The sequence below is a fragment of the Mesorhizobium sp. M5C.F.Ca.IN.020.32.2.1 genome, from assembly GCF_004023105.1.
GTDB lineage: Bacteria > Pseudomonadota > Alphaproteobacteria > Rhizobiales > Rhizobiaceae > Mesorhizobium > Mesorhizobium wenxiniae.
In genome coordinates, this window is record NZ_RZSX01000005.1 from 1 (window position 1) to 23,689 (window position 23,689).

Sequence of the window (23,689 nt, forward strand, 5' to 3'; positions counted from 1 at the left end):
AAGCCACGCATTGGAGCCTGCGCTCGATGGCACGCGCCGTCCACCATGCGCCATCGACGATCCATCGGATATGGAAAGCCTTCGGCCTTCAGCCGCACCGCGCAGAAAGCTTCAAGTTATCGAGCGATCCTTTGTTGTCGAGAAGGTGCGCGACATCGTCGGCCTCTACATGGCACCGCCCGAACACGCGCTGGTCCTGTGCGTGGACGAGAAGAGCCAGATCCAGGCGCTCGATCGCACCCAACCGGTGCTGCCGATGCGGCCCGGCCAGATCGAGCGGCGCAGCCATGATTACAAGCGCCACGGCGTGACGTCGCTGTTCGCAGCGCTCGATTTCGCCACCGGACGCATCATCGGCAAATGCTATCCGCGCCACCGCTTTACGGAGTTCCGCCGCTTCCTCGACGAGATCGAAGCGGCGGTTCCTGAAGATCTCGACATCCATTTGGTCATGGACAACTACGCCACGCACAAGACGCAACCCATCCGCAACTGGTTCGCCAAGCGACCCCGCTGGCACGTCCATCTAACACCCACCAGCGCGTGCTGGATCAATCAAGTCGAGCGCTTCTTCGCCGATCTCACCGACAAGCAGATCAGGCGCGGCGTTCACCGCTCAACCGGAGAACTCGAAGCCGCCATCCACGCCTACATCGATGCTGTCAACGCCGACCCGAAGCCCTTCAGATGGACAAAGTCCGCTACCGACATTCTCGCCTCGATCGAACGATTCTGCCTCGCAACCCTCAAAACTGGCGACCAACATGCTAAAATCGTCAGAACTTCGGAATCAGGACACTAGAGTGCGTTCACCGAAACTCTGCGCCTTCGCCGCGCTGGGAGCCTCGATGATGGTGTGCCGCTGGAAATAGCAGTCGCCAAATCGGCAGAAGGGGGCTCCCCGAGTTGCTAGATCGCCGAAGCCCGTTTCCGCTCGAGGTAAAGTTGCCGCAGATGCGCCGTAATCGAGCCCGGTTTACCGGCTCCGATCGGCTTGTCATTGATACTCACGACGGGGCTGACGAGACCAGACGCTGATGTGGAAAAGGCTTCCGCCGCGTTCTCGCTCTCCTCGACCGTAAACGGCCGCTCCTCTACCCGCAGCTGAAGACTACCAGCGCATAGCAGCACGGCTTCGCGCGTAATCCCTTGCAGAATGTCGGTGGAAAGATCCCGTGTGACAACCGTTCCGTCCGTCGTGACGATATACGCGTTGCTTGACGAACCTTCCGTGATAAAACCGTCCTTGACTAGCCACGCATCATCAGCCCCCTGGGCTTTGGCCTGCATCTTCGCCATCGATGGATAGAGGAGTTGAACAGTCTTGATGTCGCAGCGCCGCCATCGCAGATCATCGAACGTGACGACATGCTGACCGCGGGCGGCGAGTGGGCTGTCGACGATCGACTTCTTCTGCGTGAACAGCACAACAGTGTTGGGCGTCGATTTCAGCGGGAAGTTGAAATCGCGGTCGGCCACCCCGCGCGTCACCTGAAGGTAGACCAAGCCCTCGCTGATTTGGTTCCGCTCGATCAGTTCGCGATGGATTTCCAGCAGTTTTTCCTCAGCCAGCGAGAACGGCATATCCAGTTCACCGAGGGAACGGCGTAGGCGGGCCATATGGCCGGAAAAATCGACGAGCCTTCCGTCAAGAACCAGCGTCACCTCGTAGACGCCGTCGGCAAACAGGAACCCGCGGTCAAAGATCGAGACACGTGCTTCGGTTTCCGGTAGATAATCACCATTGACATAGACGTGACGCATTGAACTGACCCCAAAGAGATGTTGATGACGGCTTCATCAGCAACAGGTCGTAGTGAATTACTGCTTCCCGGTTCAGCGGGCCGTCGAGATCGACAAGGCTGCCGAGCGCGGTGGAGCAGATCACAGCCGTTGCCCAATGTTTCGCAGTCGTTTTCATAATGCTTCGTTCACCCTCTTGTAGGTCTGCAATCTCGCGGGGCGATGTATCCCGTCATTGAAGACCAGCCTGGCGACGCGATTGACGATAGGCATGGGAGGTAGCCTTCTCCTGACTGCGGCAGGTTTGTTACTGCCTCGCCTCTTGTGGGGGAGAAATGTCGTGGCGCGGTTAGGCGCGCGCTATGACTCGCATCATCAGAACCGGGATCCGATTGGAACCGGCGGTCGCTGCTGCAACGACCGCGCCGTTTCGGGCTCCAACGGGAAATGGCATTTAAAGCTGTGCTTGGCGTCGTTCGGGCTTACTGAAGTTTCGGGGAACACGCTGCTACAGATTTTCTGGACGTAGCGACAGCGCGTGTGGAACTCGCACCCGGATGGCCGTCTCATCAGGCTCGGCACTTCGCCCTTTATCTCAATGCGATTGAGAACGGCATCCGGATCGGGTTCCGTATTCGCCGACAGCAAGGCTTGCGTATATGGATGCCGCGGTTGATCGAAAATCTGTTCGGTCGGCCCGATCTCGACGAAGCGGCCAAGATACATGATCGCCATACGGTCAGTGATATGGCGTACGACATTGAGGTTGTGAGTGATGATGAGTATGGCGATGCCGAGTTCGTCCTGCAAGCGAGCAAACAGATTAAGCACCTCGCCCTGCACCGATACGTCGAGGCCAGCCGTCGGCTCGTCGGCAATGATTAGGTCCGGATTGAGCGCAAGGGCACGCGCGACGCCTACGCGCCTGGCCTGCCCGCCGGAAAGCTGATGGGGGTAGCGGCGAGCAAAATCCGTCGGTAAGCCGACCATACGCAAGAGACGTTCCGTTTCGGCTCCGGCGTCGCGATTGCTTAATCCGTGGATGCGGAAGGGCTCCGACAGGAGCGATCGCACCGTCAGGCGTGGCGAGAGCGAGCCGATGGGATCCTGGAACGTCATCGTCATCCGCCGCAGATACGGCTTACGCTCGGCCACGGTCAGTCCAGTGAGTTCCTGTCCCTCGAAGCGAATGCTGCCCCTCACAGGCGGTCTCAACCCCATGATTGCGCGCGCAACCGTGGACTTGCCCGAGCCGCTTTCGCCCACAAGGCCAAGTGTCTCGCCTTTGCGAATTTCGAAGGACACGCCGCAGACCGCGTCGACGAAAGGATGCTTCGTACCCGTGGCAAGCGCCTTCAGTGGGCCCATGGTGCGGAAACGGACGCAGAGATCCTGGACGCGGAGCAGCGCGCTCATGCTGAAACCTTCTGTTCTTCACTAAGCAGATGGCATCGCGCGCTGTGCTCGGGTCCGATACGGTACTCAACCGGTTTTTCTTGCCTACAACGATCGAATGCCGAGGGGCACCGCTGACGGAAGATGCATCCTCCATCGACGCCGAGAAGGCTGGGTACATCCCCGGGAATGGTCGGCAAAGTCCGCGTCCTTTTTCTGATCCGCCCCGGATCGCATTCGAGAAGCGCGCGGGTGTAGGGATGAGCGGGATTGTGGAAGATGTCTCGCACGGTCCCCTGCTCAACCACTTCGCCAGCATACATGACGGCGACCCGGTCGCATAGCTCAGCGACCGCGCCGAGATGATGAGAGACGAAAAGGACGGCGCAGCCGATCTCCTCTTGGAGATCTTTCAGGAGACGAATAATTTGCACCTCAAGAGTCGCGTCAAGCGCAGTGGTTGGCTCATCGGCGATCAGAAGCGCGGGCTCCACAAGAAGGGCCATGGCTATGCAGATACGTTGGCGCATGCCACCGGAGAACTGATGCGGATAATCGCCGATACGAGAGTCGGGGTCGGGAATACCGACTCTTTGAAGCATGGCGATAGCACGGGCGCGTTTTTCGCGCCGACTTCTAAGTCGGTCGTGGTGTTGGATATCGATCATCTGGCTCTCGATGGACCGCACAGGATTGAGCGAAGTCATCGGGTCCTGGAAGATCATTGACAGACGATCGCCGCGAATGCCTCGTCGTGCCGACGAGGGCATGTTGAACAAATTACGACCCTCGAAGAAAATAGCGCCGGCCGTGACTTCGGCATTTTCGGGAAGCAGTCCCATTACCGTATAGGCGAGCGTGGATTTTCCCGATCCGCTCTCTCCGACAATACCCACAATCTGTGCAGCTGGAACCTCTAGCGAAACGTTTCGCAGCGCATGAACGCCACCGGATGGAGTACCGAAATAGAGATCAAGCCCACGGACTTCGAGAAGTGAAAGACTGGACATTTGCGGCGCCGTACCATCGCGTCTCACAGGTCTTTTCCTAGCTTGGGGTCAAATATGTCGCGCAGCGCCTCCCCCAAGAATGTGAAGCCTAGGGTTGCGAGGATGATCGGAATGCCTCCGGCGATCGCTAGCCAGGGCGTGTTTTTAATGTAGTTGTATCCATCGTTCAGGACAGCTCCCCAATCGGGTGTCGGTGGGCGCACGCCCAAGCCAAGAAAGCTGAGACCCGCCTGTACGGCGATAACGGCCGGCACGTCCATGCTCACAAGAATGATAAGAGGGCCGATAACGTTCGGAAGTACGTGCACTGCGAGGATGCGCGTCGTCCCAGCTCCCATGCTCTGCTCCGCGGCAATGTACTCACTATTGCGAAGCGCTTCTGTTTGGGTGCGTGCTACGCGCGCATAAATAGGTATGGACGTTGTTGCGATTACGAAAATGATGCTGGTCACACTGGGTCCAAGCAACCCTATGACGGCTAGCGCAAATATAATGCTGGGAAACGAGCGGATCGTATCAAAGATTAGAAGAAGTACGTTGTCGAGCCAGCGCGGCCCGAAGCCTGCGACTAAGCCTAGCACGAGGCCGAGCGCCAATGAAATGCCGAGGGAGGCGAAGGCGACAAGGAGCGGAATGCGGCCGCCCATGATGATTCGAGAAAACGTGTCGCGACCGAGCTGATCGGTGCCCAGGAGAAAATCCAATGAGGGGGCCGCCAGACGCGGCCCGACCATAATCCGAATCGGATCATGCGTTATTATCAGCGGAGCGAAGATCGCGCTCGCAAACACTAACACAACGAGCAAGGCTCCAAGCACACCCAGACGGTTCTTACTCATTTGCCGGAGAAAGCTAAGAAAGGTACCCGGGCCTTGCTCGCCATTGGCTTCGGCTCGGTTGGCTTGAACAGTAGCCATGTCAGAGTTCCTCCCGGGCTCGCGGATCGAGGGCTGCGTTGATCAGGTCGGACATCGTTGTGGCAGTGACGATGAGGAAGGTTGTGACGAGCGCGCCGCCCATCACGACCGGGTAGTTACGCGCTCTGACCGCGTTCACAATTAGAGCGCCAATACCAGGTCTTGCGAACACCACTTCGATGAAAACAGCAGACGAAAGCAGCCACGCTATGCCAACGCCTATTATGGTAACGGTCGGCAAGATCGCGAGTGGCAGCGCGTAGCCTGTAACGATGCGCCATTCCGAAAGGCCAAAAGAACGGGCCATACGTATGTGGTTTTCACCTAGGATCTCAAGCATCGATGCACGCACCAGTCGGGAGATATATCCAACCCAACCGATACCCATTGCGAAGGCCGGCAGGATAAGATGGATCACTCTATCTGCAAAGCCGGTTCCCGCTCCTATCGCGGGCAGCCAGCCAAGCATCACAGCAAAGATCAGAAGTGCGGAAACCGCCATGACGAATGAAGGAATGGCGATCGTGGCAACCGCCACGATGCCAACAGCCTGATCTATCATCGAATTACGCCGCATGGCTGAGTAGCAGCCGAGTGGCACCGCAACCGCAACCGCCCATAAGATCGAGACAAGGATCAGTTCGATCGTATAGGGCAATTGCTCGAATACGACGTCGGCCACAGGCCTCTGGCTAAAAACGTCGAAGCCGAGATTTCCACGAAGCAATCCGCCGAAGAACGTGACGATCTGCACGACGAGCGGCTTATCCAGCCCCATTTGCTGATGGAGCTGAGCTCTAAACTCCGGTGTGGCTTGCGGGCCGAGCAGAGCTACAGCGGGATCCCCCGGCACCGCATGGATCATCAGAAGCAGGAACGCCTCAGCGATAGCAATAACTGCCACCCCAAGTACGACCCGTTTCAGGAGGTAAAGCCACATATTAGCGCCTAAGCCGGCCCAAAATCGTTGTACAGTGGGCGTCCGTCTGGGCGGGTCGCAGCCTGCATCTGTGTGGTTCGATACATCAGCGGAGTGCTTCCGTTTGTTATGAAGCGGAAGGCTCCGGACTCTTCCATTAGATCCTGCATTTCGTAGTACATCGTTGCACGCTCGCCGGGATCGCTGACAGTGGCTGCCTTGGCGCTTAGTTCATCATAGCGCTCGCTGCGAAAGCGCTGCCAATTCCAAATGCCGACTTGATCACTCACAAAATAGACCGTTGCGTAATGTGGATCCGGCACACTGTTGAAGTAAGTGAAGAATAGCTGCAACTCTTTCCAGCGCTCGCCTTCCGATTCCATGCCAAGTGTCCAGAACGAGCCAGATTCCTGGACATCGACTGTAAGCGCAATGCCGATTTGCGACAATTGTGCCTGCACCGCTTGAGCCAAAGCCGCATCGGCGCTCTCGACAGAGATGGTCAAGGTGAGATCACTCACACCGGCTTTTTCCAAGAACTCCCTGGCCTTTGTGAGATCGCCCTCCGGTGGGACGAGCGCCTTATCGCGATGTCCAACAAGGCCAGGAGCAATTGTGCCGGTCGCTACGGCCGCCTCACCCGCATAGGCGACATCCAAGATCTGCGGCACATTGATCGCCCACTGGATCGCCTTGCGCACGTTGATGTCTTTTAGCTTCGGGTGATCCACGTTAATGCCAATCCAGTGATACTGGATTGAAGGATGCTGCTCGATCTTTGTGTCAGCCGGCGGATTTTTCCTGAAACTGGCGAGCGAATCGAGACTCACCCAAGTGAAGTCGACGTCTCCCGCCTGATAGGCGCGCTCCGCCGACTTGGGATCGGAGATCGGGATAATGCGAATCTCGTCAAAGCCGGGCTTCGGCCCCGACCAATCTGGATTGCGCGTCAAGTGCACATATTGTTTCGGCTTCCATTCCGCGAGCAGGTAGGGTCCAGAAAAGGCCGGTGGCGTCATGCCGAAATCATTGCCGTCGCCGGTTGCCTTAATTACCGCATCCTCGGACATGATATGGCCGGCACCGAAGGGAAGAGTGATATACCAGAGCGGCACGAACGGAGTTTTGTGTACGATGACGCCGGTATAGTCGTCTTCTATTTCAACATGATCGAGCGAACCCCAATCAACTTTTACCGGCGAGTTGAACTTAATAGCACGCTCGAAGGAGAATTTAACGTCCTTGGCGGTCATTTCGCCGTAGCCGCCTGTGAACTTGAAGCCTTTCTTCAATCGGAAGCGGATATGAGTTGGGTCGACCTGCTCAATCTTTTCCGCAGCCTCCAACTCCCAGCCCCATTCAGAGCCAGGCTTGTAGCGCGTGAGCTTTGAATAGATGCAATTCATTACATCGACGTTTTGAGAGTTATTGTAGAACCCCGGATCAAGCTTATTGATATCTTCCATAGAACGAACTTTGAGCAGCTTACCCTCGGCCGCCCAGATGACTTGTGACAATGGCATGCCGGCCGCGATGACCCCCCCCCCGAGCGCGGCGCCGGTCTTGAGAAAGCTCCGACGGCTTATACCGCTGGCGATATTATTCATGATCGATTCCTCCCTTTCTGTTTGCGATTTGCCGTCAGACCGGCGCTTAGGTCGGTTGATCCCGCTCACCAATGCAATGCCATGACCTGATTCGCAGCCCGACCGACGGAAAAGCATTTTTGCATTCGGCGCATTCCGATGCTGTAGAGCTGGTCAGCAGCAAGAATAATCATAGAAGACGACCAGCAAAATGCTAATTCCGTTTACGTATGGGCGGCATCTTGATACTAGATGGTCCTCGCTGTATGACGAAATACGCCGCCGAAGGTTGGGGGGAAGGCTAAGCTGAGAAACGATCGCGCAGAGACCATCGGCATTCCCGACGTCTGCGCGATGGACTTTTTCCACGATCAACTCGCGACGAGGAAGAAGATTAAGTGCACCGCTGGGGTGGAGCACGTTATGGTTCCCCTTCGACGTGTGACTACCCGTGCCATTGACGGATGAGTCTGTTCACGGCTTCGCTCTGGTCGATGTGGGGACCATGCCCTACATTGTTCAGCAGGTGGAAATCCGAATTCCTGATCAGCTTTGCCAGCTTAAAACCGTGATCCGGCGTCACGGTCGGGTCGTTCTTCGACCAGATAATCAACGTCTGGGCCTGAAGCCGATCAAGGTAGGGGAAGATGTATCTTTGCTGTAGCGCAACATAGAGGTGCCAATTGGTTTCTTCTTCGGGCAGGTTCTGGAAGATCTCCCATTGTCCGCGTGCTGCGGCCCGCCGATAGGCCTGTCGCTTCGCCTCTTCGACATCCTGTCCCCAGACGCGGCAATATTTCCGGCACTCGGCGATGTATTCCTCTTCGCTCGGCATCGCGCCCGAGTAGTCGTAACCCTGCCGGCAAGCCTGCATCCAGGCTTCGTCACGGTCGTCTCCAAACGCGGGAGACACGGAGTTCGCGGTCAGCAGTACGAGCCTGGAAACAAGATCGGGGCGCACGATCGCAACCCGCGCTGCGACGAATGATCCTTCTGAATTGCCCGCCAACGTGATCTGTTTTAATCGCAGCGCTTCGATGAAGCCGATCACATGATCCACGCGACCGAGCCGGTTAACATATTTGCGATCGGCGGGATAATCCGTCCCACCGCACTGGAGCTGATCAACCGCGACCACCCTGAATTGATCTGATAGGCCGTTCAGCTGCCGAACAAAGGAAGCCCTTCCCTCTGCGAAGGGGCCGGCGCCATGTAGGCATAGGATAGGCACACCGGCTCCCTTCTCACAATACGAGGTCGTGATACCACCAACCGATATGCTATGTTCAGTGATCATGAGTTGCATTTCCTCAGCACAACTGGCCGCGTCAGGTCGCCTTTGATACTTTGGGGCTGAACTGATCCGTGCGTCTTGTGAAATATAGCAGCGAGATCGGCCGCGATTGTCAGGATGTAAACGCAGAAAATCGGCGTTTCGCGATCAACGGCATCTGTGGTCGAGCGAAGACATCGGGGTGGCCATTTCACCGGACAGTCGGCGATTAAAGGCAGATGCTTCCAGGCGCCTCTTCGCATATATATTCCTCTTCACTCGGCATCGGCCGGTATAGTCATATGACGTGGGCGGCGCCCGCGCTGCGCTGGCAAAAGGTGAATTGGCGCCGACACCGCAGCAGCCATCGTCGGGTTCCTGCGACATTGGGATGCTCCCTACTACCTTTGTCCTGTCGACGATGCGGCTTTCGTATGTCCATTCAATCACGCTATTGGGCCGCATTGCGTGCGTTGTTCATCTTTCGACGCAGAAAAGCGGCCGATTTCTCAGCTGTTGCGAAGAAAACGACGATGGCCCATAAAATCCGGGTTTCAACCGCGCAATCTGGAAGGAGAAAAATGGAGGAGTTGCAGACCTATTGGACGACTTAGAGTCGGTTTCGGAACTCATGGGGCCCTTGCCATTCGCCTTACGAGGAGCATCACGGAGGCGGCGTAGAGGAATGCGGCGGCGGAATTGATCGTCGACTCGAAATTCTTGGCGAGGCGCCGGTTTCGGTTGATCCAGGCGAAGAAGCGTTCGACCACCCAACGCCTTGGCAGCACGACGAAGCCGACTTGATTCATGACGATTTCGACGGTGATGTTGGTGGCCGCCGTCACGGTCCTGAATGTCGGCGGGATGGGGTTCGACGAGCAGCGCCCGCTCGACGAGCGCATGGCGCTTGCGGCCCCTGATCTTCTTGCCCGCGTCTTAGCCGCGAGGCCGGCCGGCCTCGGTTGTTTTGACGCTTTAGATGTGAGGTTTCAATAGGTTGTTCATTCGGTCCTGAGCGAGGAAGCGGAAGTTGCTGAAGCTTTAGCGATTCTCGGAGGACCGAATGAACATCCATAAGAATGCCCGACTGACGCCGCATGGTCGAGAGCGGATCGTGACTGAAGTGCTGCGCGGGCTGACGCCGCAGGCCGCCTCACGAGCCGCAGGCGTTTGCCCGCATACGGTGCGCAAGTGGGTTTGGCCGGTCTTCAGGATCGCAGTTCGCGACCACGACGTCTGCGCCGTCCCACGCCGCCGCAGCTCGTCGCTCGCATCGACGCCCTGCGCCGGGAGCGTAGGCCCGGCAAGCATATCGCCAGAGGTTGGCGTCTCGCCCGCAACAGTCAGTCGTCTTCTCAAGCGCCTCGGCCTGAACAGCTCGAGGCTTTGGATCCATTGCCGCCGGTATGCCGCTATGAGCGTGCCCATCCCGGCGAGCTAATCCACATTGACATCAAAAAGCTCGGCCGCTTCGAGCGGGTTGGCCATCGCATCACCGGTGACCGCACAGGCCAGAGCACCTGGCGCAGCTCCAGGCGTAGCGGTGCGGGCTGGGAGTTCGTCCATGTCTGCATCGACGATGCATCTCGCATCGCCTTCAGCCAAATCAAGCCCGGCGAGAAGACGCGGAGCGCTATAGCCTTCCTCAAGGCAGCCATCGCCAATTGCAAGCGTCTCGGCATAACCGTGACCCGCGTCATGACCGACAACGGCTCCTGCTACATATCGAGAGCCTTCGCCAAGGCCTGCAATCGGTTGCGCCTCAAGCACATCCGCACAAAGCCGTACACCCCAAGACCAACGGCAAGGCCGAACGCTTCATTCAGACCGCGCTGCGCGAATGGGCATATGCCAGGGCCTACGACACCTCAGACCAAAGGGCCGAAGATCTGCCTTGCTAGCTCCATTGCTATAACTGGCACCGACCCCATGGTCGTCTCAAGGCCAACACGCCTATCAGCAGACTCGCCTTGTCCGAGGACAACCTGTTGAGGCTCCACAGCTAGCTGTCGATGATGGCGACGTTGGGCTGGCGTGGCCGCCGACACTCTCGCGATCGGCCGTGACCCAGGCATGGTTAATCTTCTCCCACCGAACCGTCGCGAAAGGCTGCGAACCAGCGGTAGACTGTCGCCCACGGCGGAAAATCCGATGGCAGGAGCCGCCAGGCGATGCCGCCGCGAAGCGCGTAGAAGATGGCGTTGAACATCTCGCGCATCGACCAAACGCGGGACGCCCCGTCTTGCAGGCAGGCAGCAGGCGCGATTCGATCAGCCGCCACTCGGCATCCGTCAGATCGGTCTGGGATCGCGCCGTGGGGCGGCTATGCTGTTCGCGAGTGGTCGGGGTCCACATAAAATCTCCGAGCAGGTCGGCAAACCACTTGGAATCAGGTAAACTCAACCGCTCATCCCCTTTCGAAACGGCCTCTTAGAGCTTGCCATCCTAAAATTGGCGCTCGGCCGACCGGCCCAGTGATCGTAAAGCCAATACCGTGTTCCGTTGAGCTCAATTCCCGAGCTCTCCATAGGGCGTCCCTTGATGGCGCTCTCCAACCAGCCAACCTCCATCTCGGGAACCGAGAGAGCAGGAAGTCAGTATACGGGTCAAACGGCGGTGTCAGCACCTGCGTCTTCGCAGCCGTAGCTAGACCACCTCTCCGCGATACATCACCGCGATGGAATCGGCCATAGCCTTTACAGTCGCGAGGTCGTGGGTGATGAACAGGTATGTCACTCCCTCGATCTTCTGCAGGCGCAGCAACAGTTTGAGGATGCCGTCGGCCACCAATGGGTCGAGAGCGCTCGTCACCTCGTCGCAGATGATGAGCTTCGGCTTTGCCGCCAGCGCGCGGGCGATGCAGACCCGCTGCTTCTGGCCTCCGGAAGCTCCGCAGGTCAATGAACCCTTGCCCATCTCGATCTCATCGAGAAGCTCGGCAACGGGTTGTCGCGCTCGCGTGCGCTCATCCCGAAATAGAACTCAAGCGGCCGGCCAATGATGGCTCCGACCGTCTGGCGCGGGTTCATCGCCACGTCGGCGATCTGGTAGATCATCTGCAGTTCGCGAAGATCATTCCTGGTGTGGCCGGCAAGCCTGGGGGGCAGAGTCCGACCGCGAAAGTAATACTGCCGGAGATCGGCGGCAGCAGCCCCGTGATGACGGGCTAGGGTGGATTTCCGGAGCCCGACTCTCCGACGACAGCGAGGGTTTGGCCGGGATGGACGTCAACCGAGAGGTTCTGCAAAACCTTCACGGCACCGCCGCCATAAGCGGCAGTGACGTTCCTCACCGACAAAGGCTTTGGCGTCGGTTCCTTCTCCTCGTGCTCGATCGAACGTACCGACACAGCGCCTTAGTGTAGTCCATGCGCGGCGATAGCCCAATCAAAGCCCCGAGCGGGATTGTGCGGACATATCTAAGCACCACTGCGGTCATTTCGGATGCCTCAAACGCGGATTGGTGAGAATGGAGGCGATATCGGCGACGATGTTTAGGCCGATATAGACGGCGGCGAAGATGAGGCCGATCGCCTGAATCACCGGCACGTCACGCTTGGTGACGTCGTCGACGAGATAGGGAGGCCAGCGCGAAACCCGAAATCGCCTTGTCGATCGGCCGTTTCGGTAGCGTACCGCCAGCAGCCCAAGGATGATGGCGAGCGGAACCGAAAACACGGCCGCCCAGAAGGCGAGGAACAGCGTGTTCCACATCCGTGGCATCAGCGTCGCAGCGATCTCCTGTCGCGTAGATGCTATGGGCGGCGAGCGTGTGGCACCCTCGGCGCTGTTGAGCAGCTATCTAAGGAGCCCCCATGTCACCATCCCTGTTTGGACTGGGGACATCGCGAACAGGTGTGCGAGGACATCGCGAACAGTTTTGCGCGTTGTGCGCAAGGGGGTTCGGGATGCCGTTCAAGGACAGAAGCGCGATGAAGCAGAAGTTGGAGTTCGTGAAGCTGGCGCTGGTGGAGGGGTCGAATGTGAGCGCGTTGTGTCGTCGCTTCGGGATCGGACGGACGTGCGGCCACAAGCTGCTTTCGCGCTACCGCAGCGAGGGCGAGGCAGGACTGGCCGAGCAGTCGCGGCGGCCGAGATCGAGCCCGGCGCAGTGCGCGCCGGAGGTGGAAACGGCTGCGCTTTCGGTGCGTGCAGTGCATCCGGCTTGGGGTGGACGCAAGATCGCGCGCGTCATCGCCCGCGATGGCATCGGCACGCCCGCGGCCTCGACGGTGACCGGCATCCTGCGCCGCAACGGCATCGCGCTGGGCGCGCTGGGCGGCGGGGCGCAGCCCTTCATCCGCTTCGAGCACGAAGCTCCCAACGATCTGTGGCAGATGGATTTCAAGGGCCACGTCGCCTTGCATGGCGGTCGGCTGCATCCGCTCACTGTGCTCGACGACCATTCGCGCTTCTCGATCGCGCTGTCGGCCTGCGCCGATCAGACCACCGCAACCGTGAAGGCCTGGCTGATCGCCGCCTTCCGCCGATACGGCCTGCCGTGGCGTATCGCCACCGACAACGGCCCGCCCTGGGGCGACGGCGGCCGCAACAACTTCACGCTGCTCACCGTCTGGCTGATCGAGGCTGGCGTCGCCGTCAGCCACTCCAGGCCTTGCCACCCGCAGACGCTCGGCAAGGACGAGCGCTTCCATCGCTCGCTCAAAGCCGAAGCGCTGCAGGGACCGCCCTTTGCCTATCTCCCCAAGGCCCAGGACGCCTTCGATCGCTGGCGTCACGTCTACAACACCGTGCGTCCGCACGACGCGCTTGGCGGCGCTGTGCCGCTCGACCGCTACCGCGTCTCGCAGCGCCAGTATCGCGATATCGTCGAGCCGTTCGACTATGCCAAGGACGATCTCGTCCGCCGCGTTCAGCAGCATGGCTTCGTCTCCATCCTCGGCCACACCGTGCGCCTGTGCCGGGCCTTCGCAGGAAAGTCCGTCGCCTTTCGCCCAACCGCTGCCGACGGCGTCTTCGACGCCTGGTTCACTGAAGTCCGGCGCATCGTTGAGCTTTTAGTTGGCGCGCTGGCTCCAGGCGCGCGTTGTCGAAGCTTATGTCATACGTCAATCGAGCGTCGCGGTTTCCGCGAACATCGGCGTGCCAAGACCGATCGCCTCGATACCGAACTGCTGATGCGCGCCTTTCTTGGCTGGCTGCGGGGCGAGAAAGCGCCACTGCAGCATGGCAGCCATCCCAACCATCAATGAGGAGGAGGCCCGCCGTCCGAACCGTGAACGAGACAATCTCGTCCGCGAACGTAAACAGATGGTCAACCGCATCAAGGCAATCCTCGCTCGCTTCGGAATTCGCGCCTTCAAACCCAATCGGCGCAAAGCTGCCGAGAAACTGGAGGCTCTGCATACGGCGGAAGGTATGCCCCCGCCAGAACAAAGCCGACCCGAGTTGCGCCGTAATCTCGGACGGCTTCACCTGTTGCGTGAACAAATCCACGAGATCGAACAGGAACGGCTGCTGCAGCTCTCGTTGGTTCTGGACACGGAGAAGGGGCCGCTCGCAATGGTTCGCCTTCTTGCGCGGATCATCGGTGTCGGTACCGAGACTGCGGACATGCTGGTGAATGAGATTCTCTCACGCGGCCTGCGTGATCGGAGAGCCGTCGCCCGCTATGCCGGACCTACGGGGCGCCGGATGAGGGCGGCCAACGCAGGCGCGAGAAGGTCTTGCGCGGGCCGGCAATGCTCGCGTCCGCTATGGCATGATCCTGTTGGCTTGGCGGTTCCTCCAATACCAAAAGGACAGCGCGCTCGCGCACTGGTTTTGCGCGAGCACGGCCGATGGCCGTGGCGGAACGCGCAAGACAATGATCGTGGCTTTGGCGCGCAAGCTGCTGATTGCATTCTGGCGACTTGTCACGACCGGCGAGATCCCGAAGGGAGTAGCCCTGCGTCAGGCATAAGGCTTGGAGGAACGTTCGACAGGACGAGCATTGAAGTTTGGCAGCTGCAATAGCGTCTGCCGATAACGATCCGAGGTGGTGGTGATCCCGGTCGCTCACAGGGCTTACGACGCCGCGCTGTAGAATGGGCCCACCGCCCGGAGCTTCGCCGCCGATGCGTATGGCTGCATCATGGTTTTCGATCCGCCAGGATCAACCGCATACAAGCTTGCGCCGCGTTTACGGCCTCTGATGGCGAGCTCCCCCCGGTTGCAAGTTGTAGACCTCTACGATCAGGCACCGGCTCAATGTAACGCTGCCGCCGTGCTCGTGACCATCAAGGGCAAGTCACTTCACGATGGCCCAAAGGGCCACCCTTGACCGTCACGGTGTGCGGCGCCCCCGGAGCCAAAGCAGGAACAAATGGGCGCCACGGCTGAACAAGGAGACGGAACGACTGAAAGATTACGTTGACAAAGATCGCCCCATACAAGCGAGCGCCTTGCCGAGATCACCGGTTAATACCCGCCGAGCCACTGGAAGTAACGCACAATGGCGGGATCGATGATGCCGGGTTCCCGGCGCAGGTTGGCGACCGCCTCGGGCGTCGCCGCCTGTCCGACGATCGACTGCCCACGTCGCCTGGAAGGATCTGGGTGCCCGCGAAGATCAGCACGGAGACGGCGAAGAGGAGGAGAATGCCCAGCGCGAAGCGCTGGGCGATCCACGGTGGTGCGTCCATGTGCTGCCTGTCATAGCGGAACAGTCGCGGTCTCGTTGCACGCGTATCCGAACATAAGCCCCTGGTCGCCTGCCCCCTTCCACAGGAGGACATGCTCTTGAACTCGGTATTGCAACGGGCGCGTGTCTGTTGGATACTTGAAAGTCTGGATCTAAGATGGAGAGGCCCAGGATTTGACCTCTGCCTCTTTTTGGTTCGCGTATCGATGAAGGTCGTTGTCGGGAATTTTCTTGTTAAGCAGCAGAGCCCAGCTCCGAATCTTCTTACAACCAAGGATCGCGGCTATACCGCTTTCGTTCAGTTGCAGCTTCTTGAGGTCGGTTCCGATCTTTTTGCGAACGCCGGATACGGGATCCTTGTTGTCAGGCTCCTGCCCGTACGCTTGATACGCCTGTCGGCACGTGGATTGAGCCCATCCGAGATCACCCCCTTGTCGCCGATGGGCTGATAATCCGTTCGTGCCGAGGAGAACGTTGCAAATTCCTTCCCAAGCATTCCCATCATAATCCAGATACCAAAGGCCCACTTTACTGCCTCGCATTCAGCACTGCCGCCGCAACGGTAGATGGCACGTCGTCCCCTAAGCTACTCGTTGTGGAAGATGGAGGACGCGACCGGATGCGAGAGAGGCGCGCACCCACCACCTTCGCCTTGGCGACACATAGAGCCGAAAATGCCAAGGGGGCTCCACCGGGCCCAACTCGTTATGCGAGAACCCACCGCTGGCTCGGGACGAATACTCTACCACGGCCTCCGCCCAAGGGCGACCCGCGCCGTGCCATAGCTGGCGTCGCCATTCGCGAACGGCAGCTCGTGCGCTTGCCCGGCGATGGCGTCGGCGATCTCCGTGCTGCAGCCCCTCGTGCCCGGCGAAGCGGGTGAGATTGTAGGCAAGGTTGGCCACGCCGGTCTTCGTCCTGGCACGGCGATCCCGATGGTGGCACGAACAGGCCCATCCTGGATTTCTACTGCGCGAAGACGTGTTTGATGAATGCGCGGGTTTTCGATCTCCGCCCCCTTTGGCGGCGACGTCGCTTCGCTCATCTGCCGACCCTTCGGTTTCTTCTGGTGGATGTCAAAGACCTAGCCGTTCTTCTCCAGCCACTCCTCGTTCTTCTTCAAGCGATAGGCCGTGTCGGCCCAGACAGTCGAACCGGTGTTGGAGCAGTTGAGGACATTGCGAAGCGGCGCGCCGTCCTAGGCTGATGCGGTCGTGGCGTTTCAGCCGCGGATCAAGCCATGCCGGCGATCGATCGCGGCGTGGTTCTTGTAGCCGAAGGCGCGAATGGCGATGTCGCACTGCTGCGCTTTCCATCCTCGGCTACCTTGGCCTTCGAGAACTTCACCGTCTAGTTTAAGGCGCGTCCCGGTCCTTCTGGCGCAGCTTGGCGGGCTTGTCTTTCCACTTGCCGGTATCTTGCCCGCCTTAATATCGGCCTTCTCAGCATCGGTGTTGCAATGATGATAAAGTTTTAAAGCACGTTGAATATCCATTATTACCCCGCCATCGCGGTTTGGTACTCGCCCATGGACGCTTTAACGCAAGCTCGGGCCAGCGCATCGGTCGCATCGAGCACCGTTGTCCCGACCTCAAGCCCTGAAAAAGCGACAGGAAGTTCCGTACATGCTAAAAGCAAGCACTCCGCCCCCTGCTGGACTACCAGCCTCGCCGCAGCGCCTGCTGCCTCGCGGGCGGGAACCATCGTCCCCCCTTTGACAGATGTGATTGAGTGGTCGATGAGACGTTGCGTCTTCTCGTCTGGAACGACTACACGATCGACCGCCTTGAGCAATTCGGTGGCGTAGACGTCGGCGGAGATTGTCCCGCGTGTGGCCATTATTGCGATCGAGCGCGGCCTGTTTGGCATCGCTAGGAGCTCGTGAAGCACCGCTTGGAAGATATGAAGTATCGTCGCCCGACACCCCCGGTCCAACCGATCGTGCCAATAGTGGGCCGTATTGCATGGAATTGCGATGAATTCGACACCGGCCGCGTCAAGGAAGCGAACTCCTGAAAGCATCGGCAGGAAAGGATCGTCTCGACCATTCTCAATGGCCGATGACCGATCTGGTATCTGCGGAACGTCGTGAACAATAAGTGGAATATGGTCCTGATCTATTGCAGCAGGCGTTGCATGTATGATCTTTGACATGAAATCTACTGTCGCTGCTGGTCCCATTCCACCGAGGATACCTATTAGACTCTTGTGGCGCACTTGTTTGTCTTTCTGGTTACAATCGCATTGACTATTCCCGAAATTGCCCGCTATCGGTGAGACCTGCGTCACCACCATCTCCGCCTTCGGGCGCCATGGAGTAGCTGGCGTGCATGCCTCGGCCCAAAAAATTGCGCCCTGTTCATCGTGCGTCACCCACTAATGGCTGCGATGTCCGTGGCCCTGCGTCTCCTGGCATCTGAACTTTCCTATTCCATTCGCCGCGCATCACATAGGCTCGCTCCGCCCCCGCCGACAAGTCGGTCAAAGCTCCCGCATCTGTGGAAAGTAAGGAAGTGGTCGCTCTCGAAGTGATGCGTTGTTCGCGGGCGACGACGCCACTGCGCATCCAGCCGACTTCATTGGATCGGACGTGCGGCAGGTACCGGTGTCCATGAATCCGAGTAGGCGATATTATCTCCTTTCTCGTGGTGCCAATGTGCGAGCGTAGGTCTGTTTTCTGGCAGAATGGGGTTAGTGGGGACGTTATAGCGACGCATCTAAAGTTTGTTGTCGTCGATCGGTTGAATGGGGCGGCGGGCATGGCGGTGCTCTCTCCTTGGGTAAAGGGGGCAGCTCTGATCGCGTCGCCGACGACTCCGAGCTGGCGCCCCGCTTGAAAGGTTAGGGTCAATGCGGATGGTCCACGCCCCGCGTTAAGCCAAGTTGATCACTCCAACGACATTCTTAATAGCAATTCGTGTGCAAATAGCTTCGAGTGCGCGAGCAATTGGCGAAACTGCTGTCCGGGAATAACGGAACCGTTGTCCGGCTTTTGCGAAATCGAACCCGGATTACGGGCTGCCTCGGCGGTACACCGAGATATGACGTTCGGATCGTTCGGTGAATGCACCTCTCGCCCAATCTCCCCAGCGCTCAGCTAGCTCCAGCCCCACGCATTCGGCCATGCTATCGAGTTCCTGATGATAAACGTAACGAACGCGTTGCGGTAAACGTCTGACCGACGTACCAGAAAACCAGAGGAGGGTTGAAACTAAGTTCTGGTTTAGTGGATCGTGGACAGCCACATTGAGGATCGTATTCTCATGATCCACTAGCCGCGCCGTTGTGGTTTGTTGGCGGCCGACGCGAGGATCCGAGCCTGGTACACCCAGTTCTATCACCAAAACCCCCTCATGTTCTAGCGCCTCCGCGGCAGATCGGAGGCAAGCTATTTGCGCTTCGCGCGTGAAGAGCAGCGTGAACGTGAAATAAACGCAATATACCAAACGGTAGCGTTGCTCTGATCTGAAATGGGAAATATCTCCCTGCCAAGCCTTGATTAGGTCGGTGCGCTTTGCGAGAAGTTCCAACATACTGCGGGAATTATCGATCCCGTCGACCTTGACCCCGCGCTCGCTCAACGGCACCGCCACGCGCCCGTCGCCTATACCCAGTTCGAGAGCACTGCCCCCGCTGCAATATCGCTCAAGAAAGGCGACCGTGTCGTCTACCTCGGCGACTTTACCTTGTAGGGTGGTGTACTTTTCATAGATCGGAGCGTAAATTTCACCATACGTTAACTCATCAGACATGTTCGCTTCTCCTTCGATTGGGTTCGCAATTTGCTCGACTTACCTGCGTCCGTTCCGTCGCGACCAACTGTCGAGGGATAGCTCTCAAGCGAAATCGTCGTTACGGACATCGAACGGCTCCGTTCCTGGTGAAGTCGCAGTTCAAAGCGCAAGAGGTGTGCCAACTCAAAACCGGTTTCAGTTCAATACGTTGGCTTTTGGCGTCCGATTCTGCCTGTTTGTTTCGTCACAATTTTGTCGGGCTTCTAGCAGACTTCTTTGATGGGTCGTTTAGGTCAAACTACTCCTGCACTCTTTTTGTGGGACACTCCCGCAGGTCACTCGATTCTCTTCGCGGTCGGCCCTCTGGCCGCCGCATGATGGGGTCAGGAGAGCAAGGCGTCTCAATCTGTTTCACGAGCTCGCCGAGTTTGACCGGCAGGTTTGGGACTCTCAACGAGATCGCCTCGCCCATCGCCCCACGGAACGATTCAGGCATCGCGCTTTCGGGCAAAAGCTTTGTTCGTGTTGCGCGTTCCTTTGATTTGTCTCCGTTCACGCCGCCAGGGCGGCAAGCGCCTTTCCAAAGCGGAACTCGGTTGCGTCGGCCCACATGCGATGCAGGATGACCGCCAGCTTGCGTGCTACCGCCGCACGGGCGCGCCATGCCGCGGCGCCTGGCGATGTTATGCCCGATGCCCTGAGGCTGGACCCATTTCTTCGAGCGCACTAGCAGCGTGTGTGTGGGCGGCCTCGTAGAGGGCGGTGCGGGCCAGTTCATCGCCGCAGCAGTTGACCTTGCCCTCTGGATGTCGGTCTCGCCGGAACTGGTAGCGCGCCGGCGTCAGCCCCAGATGCGCCCGAACCGCCCGCGAAGAGCCGAAGCGCTCCGGCCGGTCGATCATGGCGCGGAAGGCGAGCGCGGTGATCGGCCCGAACCCCGGCGTGCTCATCAGCTGCCGGCAGACTTCTTCATTGCGTACGATTTCGAGAACCTGCTTCGTCAGGCGGGTAAACTCTCCCAGCATGACGGCGAAGATCGCACTGGGCGCCGGCGCCGGCTAATTCCCGCGCGGCCCGCAAAAGCGCTGCGCGACGGCAAGACCAGTTTGACGCCGGCCCTGCGCAGCATCGCGATCGAACGCATCTCGTTCAGCACCGTGCGGCGGTCAACCAGCAGCGCGCCAAAGCCGGCACTGCCGCCTCTTCACGTGCACCTGCGGATACCAGCCAGTGCGCATGATCTGCGCCAGTGCGCGGGCGTCATTGCGGATCGGTCTTGTTGGGCATTGTCTTCATGGCCGCATTGGTCTGTCGTGTCTCGATGCAGGTCGCCGGCAGGCCTTCGGCGTGCAGTCCATCGTGACGCGGTCATGCCACTCCCCTTCCACGGGAATCGGTGATCGCAACGTCACCAGCGTGCCATGGCCGCCCCTCTCGCCTCAGAGCAAGTTTTTGCAGAACCTTCAGGACACTATCCGGCTACGATTGTCGAGTGGGTACTTGAGCGAGCGCGACCGCGCCCGTGGCAGCGATGGCTTGGTGTGGGGTCAGAGGCGTATCGGCTATGACCACCTCTGCGGGCAAGCCTTCGATCCAGGTCGCAGCTTGCGGCGCATCGCCCTTTTGACCCGCGGTAAGCGTGAAGCGCAGAGGGCAGCCAAGCCCCGAACAGCCATGTGTATCTTGGTGCTCAGGCCGCCGCGGGAGCGACCAAGGGCTTGATCTTCAGACCCCCTTTTTTTGGCCCCAGCCGCATGTTGGTGGGCTCGGACGATGGTGGAATCGATGATCAGATATTCGAAGTCCGGATCATCCATCGACGATGCACCACACACACGCTTGCTGCTCCATCGGCTCATGCGCCGGAAGACGCTATTCCAATCGCCGAATACATCGGGAAGATCGCGCCAGGGGAGCCCGTGCGCACGATCCATAGCACCGCCTCGACGAACACCCGGTTATCGCGGCCCGTCGAGCCTTTCTGATCGGGCTGACCCATGACCAGCGGCGCCATCCGCTCCCACGCCGCATCGCGCAGCACTAACCGATCCATCACGCCAAAGACTGCCTCAAAAAGCCGTCTTGAATCACGCCGCGATCAAAAAGGGAATCTGGAGGCTTCTGTGAGGTCCGTATGTTCGACGGGGCCGCTTGGCACGACGCGGACCTCATTGCAAGCCGGATTGAACGGAGCCGCGGCCAGGACTGACGTATCGAGCAGTTCAGGTTTGGCTGATTGAACGAAGCCGCCGACGCGGCATTGGCGGGTCGGTTTACAGGTGAAGCTTCTGTTTTGAAGGATTGCAGCTGTTGAAGCGCAATGTTGAGAACAGGAGCAATGAGATGGCCGAATTGAGCCCTCTTCCCCCACGCATGATCGAGGACATGACCATCCGCAATCTGTCGCCGGCGACACAACGATTCTACGTGCACGCTGTGGCAAAGTTTTCCCGCCATTTCGGCCGCTCTCCGGAACGGCTCGGACTTGAGGATGTTCGCGCTTCCAGGTGCATCTGGTCTCTACCGGAATCTCGTGGCCGGCGCTGAACCAGACGGTGTGCGCACTGCGGTTCTTTTACGGCGTGACGCTCGGCCATGCCGAGATTCCTGAACGGATCGTCTACGCCCGCGCGCCTCACGCTGCCGGTGGTTCTCGGCACCGACGAAGTTGTCCGCTTTCTAGAGGCGGTCCAGTGCCTGAAGACGCGCATCGCCTTGACGACGGCCTATGCCGCGGGCCTTCGCGCTTCGGAGACCGTCGGGCTGAAGGTCGGGGACATCGATAGGCAGGCAAGGGCGGCAAGGACCGCACAGTGATGCGCAGCTTCTGCGCATCCTGCGGGTCTACTGGCGGCTGGCGAAGCCGCAGGGCTGGCTGTTTCCAGGCCAGGAGGCAAATCGACCCATCGACGTTCAGGTATTGTACTCGGCCTGCCGCTCGGCGCGTGCGGGCGCCGGCATCGACAAGCGCGTGACGGCCCACACGCTCAGGCACAGCTTCGCCACGCATTTGCTGGAGAACGGCACCGACATTCGCATCATCCAGGTGCTGCTGGGTCACAACCATCTGTCTTCGACGGCGCGCTACACTAAGGTCTCGAACGGCCTCATCCGGCGCACGACAAGCCCGCTCGACCGGTTGAACATCGAAGTCGTGCCGCCGGGCTGATCGCCGCAGGCTGCTGGCCGACAAGCCGCAAGCCGCTGCTGCCGGCGCAGAAGGCGATCTCTGCAGAAGCCAAGCCGTCATGCCGATGCCCGCGCTGCGGAGGGCGGATGACCATCCTCGACGTCTGGCATTGCGGGCAAGCGCCAGGCAGCCCTTCTGGAACGATAGCTCATGATTGCGCCGAGAGCGTCGAGAGCACGATGTTTGACATCAGCCGTCCTGCGCGCCGGTGCACCGGTCTTTTGCCCGTCTCGGGCCACCGCAACGAACGGTCGCCGCGAAGAACCACAGGGCGAGGTGGCTGAGCGCGATCTCCGGTACAACTGTGGCGCGGTCGACATCCTCCCACCTCGCCGTTGCAGCCCGGGCGGCGTTCAGCCGCCCATTCCCGCCCGGGGGCGCCCGCCACAATGCCCATAGCGCTAGTCCTGCCCGCGCCTCCGTTCAATCCGGCTTGCAATGAAGTCCGCGTCGTGCCAAGCGGCCCCGTCGAGCATACGGACCTCACAGAAGCTGAGGGGATTCCGGTTTGTGATTCAAGATGCTGGCTGGAGTGGAGGCCAGCATCGGATGACGCGACCTCTTTCGAATGATCTTCGTGAACGTGTTGTTGGCGCGATGGAGGCCGGCGAACGCTGCCGATCGGTCGCGGCTCGTTTCGGCATCGCCGTATCGTCGGCGGTGAAGTGGTCTCAGCGCTACCGTTCGAGCAGGTCTGTCGCGCCCGGCAAGATGGGCGGCCATCGCAAGCGTGTGCTGGAGCCGCACCGTTTCATCGCGGAGCGGATCAACCAGACACCGCATCTGTCGCTGCACGGGTTGAAGGAAGAGCTGGCGGCGCGCGGGGTGAAGGTATCCACGATACAGTATGGCGGTTCCTGCGCCGCGAGGGGCTGCGGTTTAAAAAACACTGTTCGCCCTTGAGCAGGCCCGTGCCGATATTGCCCGCCGGCGGCAACGCTGGCGATCCTGGCAGTCCGCTCTCGATCCGAGACGGCTGGTGTCCATTGACGAAACCTGGATCAAGACCAACATGGCGCCGCTGCGGGGCGGGGACCACGGGGCAAGCGCGTGCGCGGCTTTGCCCCGCACGGCCACTGGCGCACGCTGACCTTTCTCGGCGCTTTGCTGGGCGCGATGGTGGAGGTGGACGTGGAAGCAGCCTGCGGCCCGCTCCACGGCCGGGTTGAAGAGCGCGAGGCGCACCGCTGGGGCTCGACGCGCGGCCGGATCGGGTTTCACGGCGGCAAGGTCGCGTTCGAGCATCCGCGGGTGCGGACCGTCTATGGGTGGGAGATGGC

Annotated in this window: 14 protein-coding genes and 13 pseudogenes; 8 read left to right on the plus strand and 19 right to left on the minus strand. The window is 59.5% G+C overall.

The features are described 5' to 3' along the window. Nucleotides 1-802, plus strand: a pseudogene (locus EOA86_RS00490) (IS630 family transposase); the annotation flags it as partial. A gap of 107 nt (nt 803-909) precedes the next feature. Here the strand turns inward: EOA86_RS00490 and EOA86_RS00495 are convergent. The 9 genes and pseudogenes from EOA86_RS00495 to EOA86_RS00530 all read right to left on the minus strand — a co-directional run. After that, nucleotides 910-1,764, minus strand: a complete 855-nt coding sequence (locus EOA86_RS00495) for a D-amino-acid transaminase (protein WP_091597999.1) — start codon at nt 1,762-1,764, stop codon at nt 910-912. Then, a complete protein-coding gene (locus tag EOA86_RS38355) occupies nt 1,739-1,921 on the minus strand; it encodes a hypothetical protein (RefSeq protein ID WP_164891504.1) in 183 nt (60 codons plus the stop codon). Before EOA86_RS38355 ends, EOA86_RS00495 begins: the two co-directional genes overlap by 26 nt. 197 nt (nt 1,922-2,118) lie before the next feature. After that, the gene (locus EOA86_RS00500) at nt 2,119-3,159 is read right to left on the minus strand and encodes an ABC transporter ATP-binding protein (RefSeq protein ID WP_091598002.1); all 1,041 of its coding nucleotides are present in this window, start codon (nt 3,157-3,159) and stop codon (nt 2,119-2,121) included. Then, on the minus strand, nt 3,156-4,148 hold the full coding sequence (locus EOA86_RS00505; protein WP_164891505.1) for an ABC transporter ATP-binding protein: 993 nt from the start codon (nt 4,146-4,148) through the stop codon (nt 3,156-3,158). The genes EOA86_RS00500 and EOA86_RS00505 overlap by 4 nt, the downstream gene beginning before the upstream one ends. Before the next feature lie 23 nt (nt 4,149-4,171). Further along, nucleotides 4,172-5,065 carry an ABC transporter permease gene (locus EOA86_RS00510; RefSeq protein ID WP_091598008.1) on the minus strand — a complete coding sequence of 298 codons (894 nt, stop codon included), beginning with the start codon at nt 5,063-5,065 and terminating at the stop codon, nt 4,172-4,174. 1 nt (nt 5,066) lies between these two features. Continuing rightward, nucleotides 5,067-6,005 (minus strand): ABC transporter permease, encoded by a 939-nt coding sequence (locus tag EOA86_RS00515; RefSeq protein WP_091598010.1) that lies wholly within the window; start codon nt 6,003-6,005, stop codon nt 5,067-5,069. An 8-nt stretch (nt 6,006-6,013) separates the two neighbouring features. Continuing rightward, nucleotides 6,014-7,591: an ABC transporter substrate-binding protein gene (locus EOA86_RS00520; RefSeq protein ID WP_091598033.1), complete on the minus strand. Its 1,578-nt coding sequence runs from the start codon at nt 7,589-7,591 to the stop codon at nt 6,014-6,016. A 424-nt stretch (nt 7,592-8,015) separates the two neighbouring features. After that, nucleotides 8,016-8,867: an alpha/beta hydrolase gene (locus EOA86_RS00525; protein ID WP_128340410.1), complete on the minus strand. Its 852-nt coding sequence runs from the start codon at nt 8,865-8,867 to the stop codon at nt 8,016-8,018. A gap of 605 nt (nt 8,868-9,472) precedes the next feature. Beyond that, nucleotides 9,473-9,818 (minus strand): annotated as a pseudogene (locus EOA86_RS00530) (IS5/IS1182 family transposase); the annotation flags it as partial. Between the two features lie 88 nt (nt 9,819-9,906). On the opposite strand from EOA86_RS00530, the pseudogene EOA86_RS00535 reads away from it, so the two are divergent. Beyond that, nucleotides 9,907-10,849: pseudogene (locus tag EOA86_RS00535) on the plus strand (IS481 family transposase). Between the two features lie 16 nt (nt 10,850-10,865). Here the strand turns inward: EOA86_RS00535 and EOA86_RS39835 are convergent. The 3 pseudogenes from EOA86_RS39835 to EOA86_RS00550 form a co-directional block, all read right to left on the minus strand. Beyond that, nucleotides 10,866-11,198: pseudogene (locus EOA86_RS39835) on the minus strand (transposase); the annotation flags it as partial. A gap of 158 nt (nt 11,199-11,356) precedes the next feature. Further along, a pseudogene (locus tag EOA86_RS00545) lies at nt 11,357-12,290 on the minus strand (ATP-binding cassette domain-containing protein); the annotation flags it as partial. Continuing rightward, nucleotides 12,278-12,595 (minus strand): annotated as a pseudogene (locus tag EOA86_RS00550) (hypothetical protein); the annotation flags it as partial. The pseudogenes EOA86_RS00550 and EOA86_RS00545, both read right to left, overlap by 13 nt. A 155-nt stretch (nt 12,596-12,750) precedes the next feature. On the opposite strand from EOA86_RS00550, the pseudogene EOA86_RS00555 reads away from it, so the two are divergent. Both EOA86_RS00555 and EOA86_RS00560 read left to right on the plus strand, forming a co-directional pair. Next, nucleotides 12,751-13,860 (plus strand): annotated as a pseudogene (locus EOA86_RS00555) (IS481 family transposase); the annotation flags it as partial. A gap of 169 nt (nt 13,861-14,029) precedes the next feature. Then, a complete protein-coding gene (locus EOA86_RS00560) occupies nt 14,030-14,818 on the plus strand; it encodes a hypothetical protein (protein ID WP_128340411.1) in 789 nt (262 codons plus the stop codon). 394 nt (nt 14,819-15,212) lie between these two features. Here the strand turns inward: EOA86_RS00560 and EOA86_RS39840 are convergent. Beyond that, nucleotides 15,213-15,486: pseudogene (locus tag EOA86_RS39840) on the minus strand (ABC transporter permease); the annotation flags it as partial. Nucleotides 15,487-15,496: 10 nt separating this feature from the next. Further along, entirely contained in the window at nt 15,497-15,541 is a 45-nt protein-coding gene (locus EOA86_RS41390) for a hypothetical protein (RefSeq protein WP_236473040.1), read from the minus strand. Nucleotides 15,542-15,691: 150 nt separating this feature from the next. Here EOA86_RS41390 and EOA86_RS00575 point away from each other — a divergent pair, with 150 nt between their 5' ends. Continuing rightward, entirely contained in the window at nt 15,692-15,934 is a 243-nt protein-coding gene (locus EOA86_RS00575; protein ID WP_091598553.1) for a hypothetical protein, read from the plus strand. A 773-nt stretch (nt 15,935-16,707) separates the two neighbouring features. Here the strand turns inward: EOA86_RS00575 and EOA86_RS39210 are convergent. From EOA86_RS39210 to EOA86_RS00600, 5 genes and pseudogenes are all read right to left on the minus strand, one after another. Then, nucleotides 16,708-16,980, minus strand: a complete 273-nt coding sequence (locus EOA86_RS39210; RefSeq protein ID WP_206629936.1) for a hypothetical protein — start codon at nt 16,978-16,980, stop codon at nt 16,708-16,710. 2 nt (nt 16,981-16,982) lie between these two features. Further along, nucleotides 16,983-17,780 (minus strand): amino acid racemase, encoded by a 798-nt coding sequence (locus tag EOA86_RS00585; RefSeq protein WP_091598556.1) that lies wholly within the window; start codon nt 17,778-17,780, stop codon nt 16,983-16,985. Nucleotides 17,781-18,496: 716 nt separating this feature from the next. Further along, nucleotides 18,497-19,237, minus strand: coding sequence for a class I SAM-dependent methyltransferase (locus tag EOA86_RS00590; RefSeq protein ID WP_128340412.1), 741 nt, complete (start codon nt 19,235-19,237; stop codon nt 18,497-18,499). A 534-nt stretch (nt 19,238-19,771) separates the two neighbouring features. Then, nucleotides 19,772-20,581: pseudogene (locus tag EOA86_RS00595) on the minus strand (transposase); the annotation flags it as partial. 144 nt (nt 20,582-20,725) lie between these two features. Beyond that, nucleotides 20,726-21,272, minus strand: a pseudogene (locus EOA86_RS00600) (IS5 family transposase); the annotation flags it as partial. A 290-nt stretch (nt 21,273-21,562) separates the two neighbouring features. Here EOA86_RS00600 and EOA86_RS00605 point away from each other — a divergent pair. The 3 pseudogenes from EOA86_RS00605 to EOA86_RS39850 all read left to right on the plus strand — a co-directional run. After that, nucleotides 21,563-22,388, plus strand: a pseudogene (locus EOA86_RS00605) (site-specific integrase). A 459-nt stretch (nt 22,389-22,847) separates the two neighbouring features. After that, a pseudogene (locus tag EOA86_RS00610) lies at nt 22,848-23,516 on the plus strand (hypothetical protein); the annotation flags it as partial. Next, nucleotides 23,514-23,689: pseudogene (locus EOA86_RS39850) on the plus strand (IS256 family transposase); the annotation flags it as partial. The pseudogenes EOA86_RS00610 and EOA86_RS39850, both read left to right, overlap by 3 nt.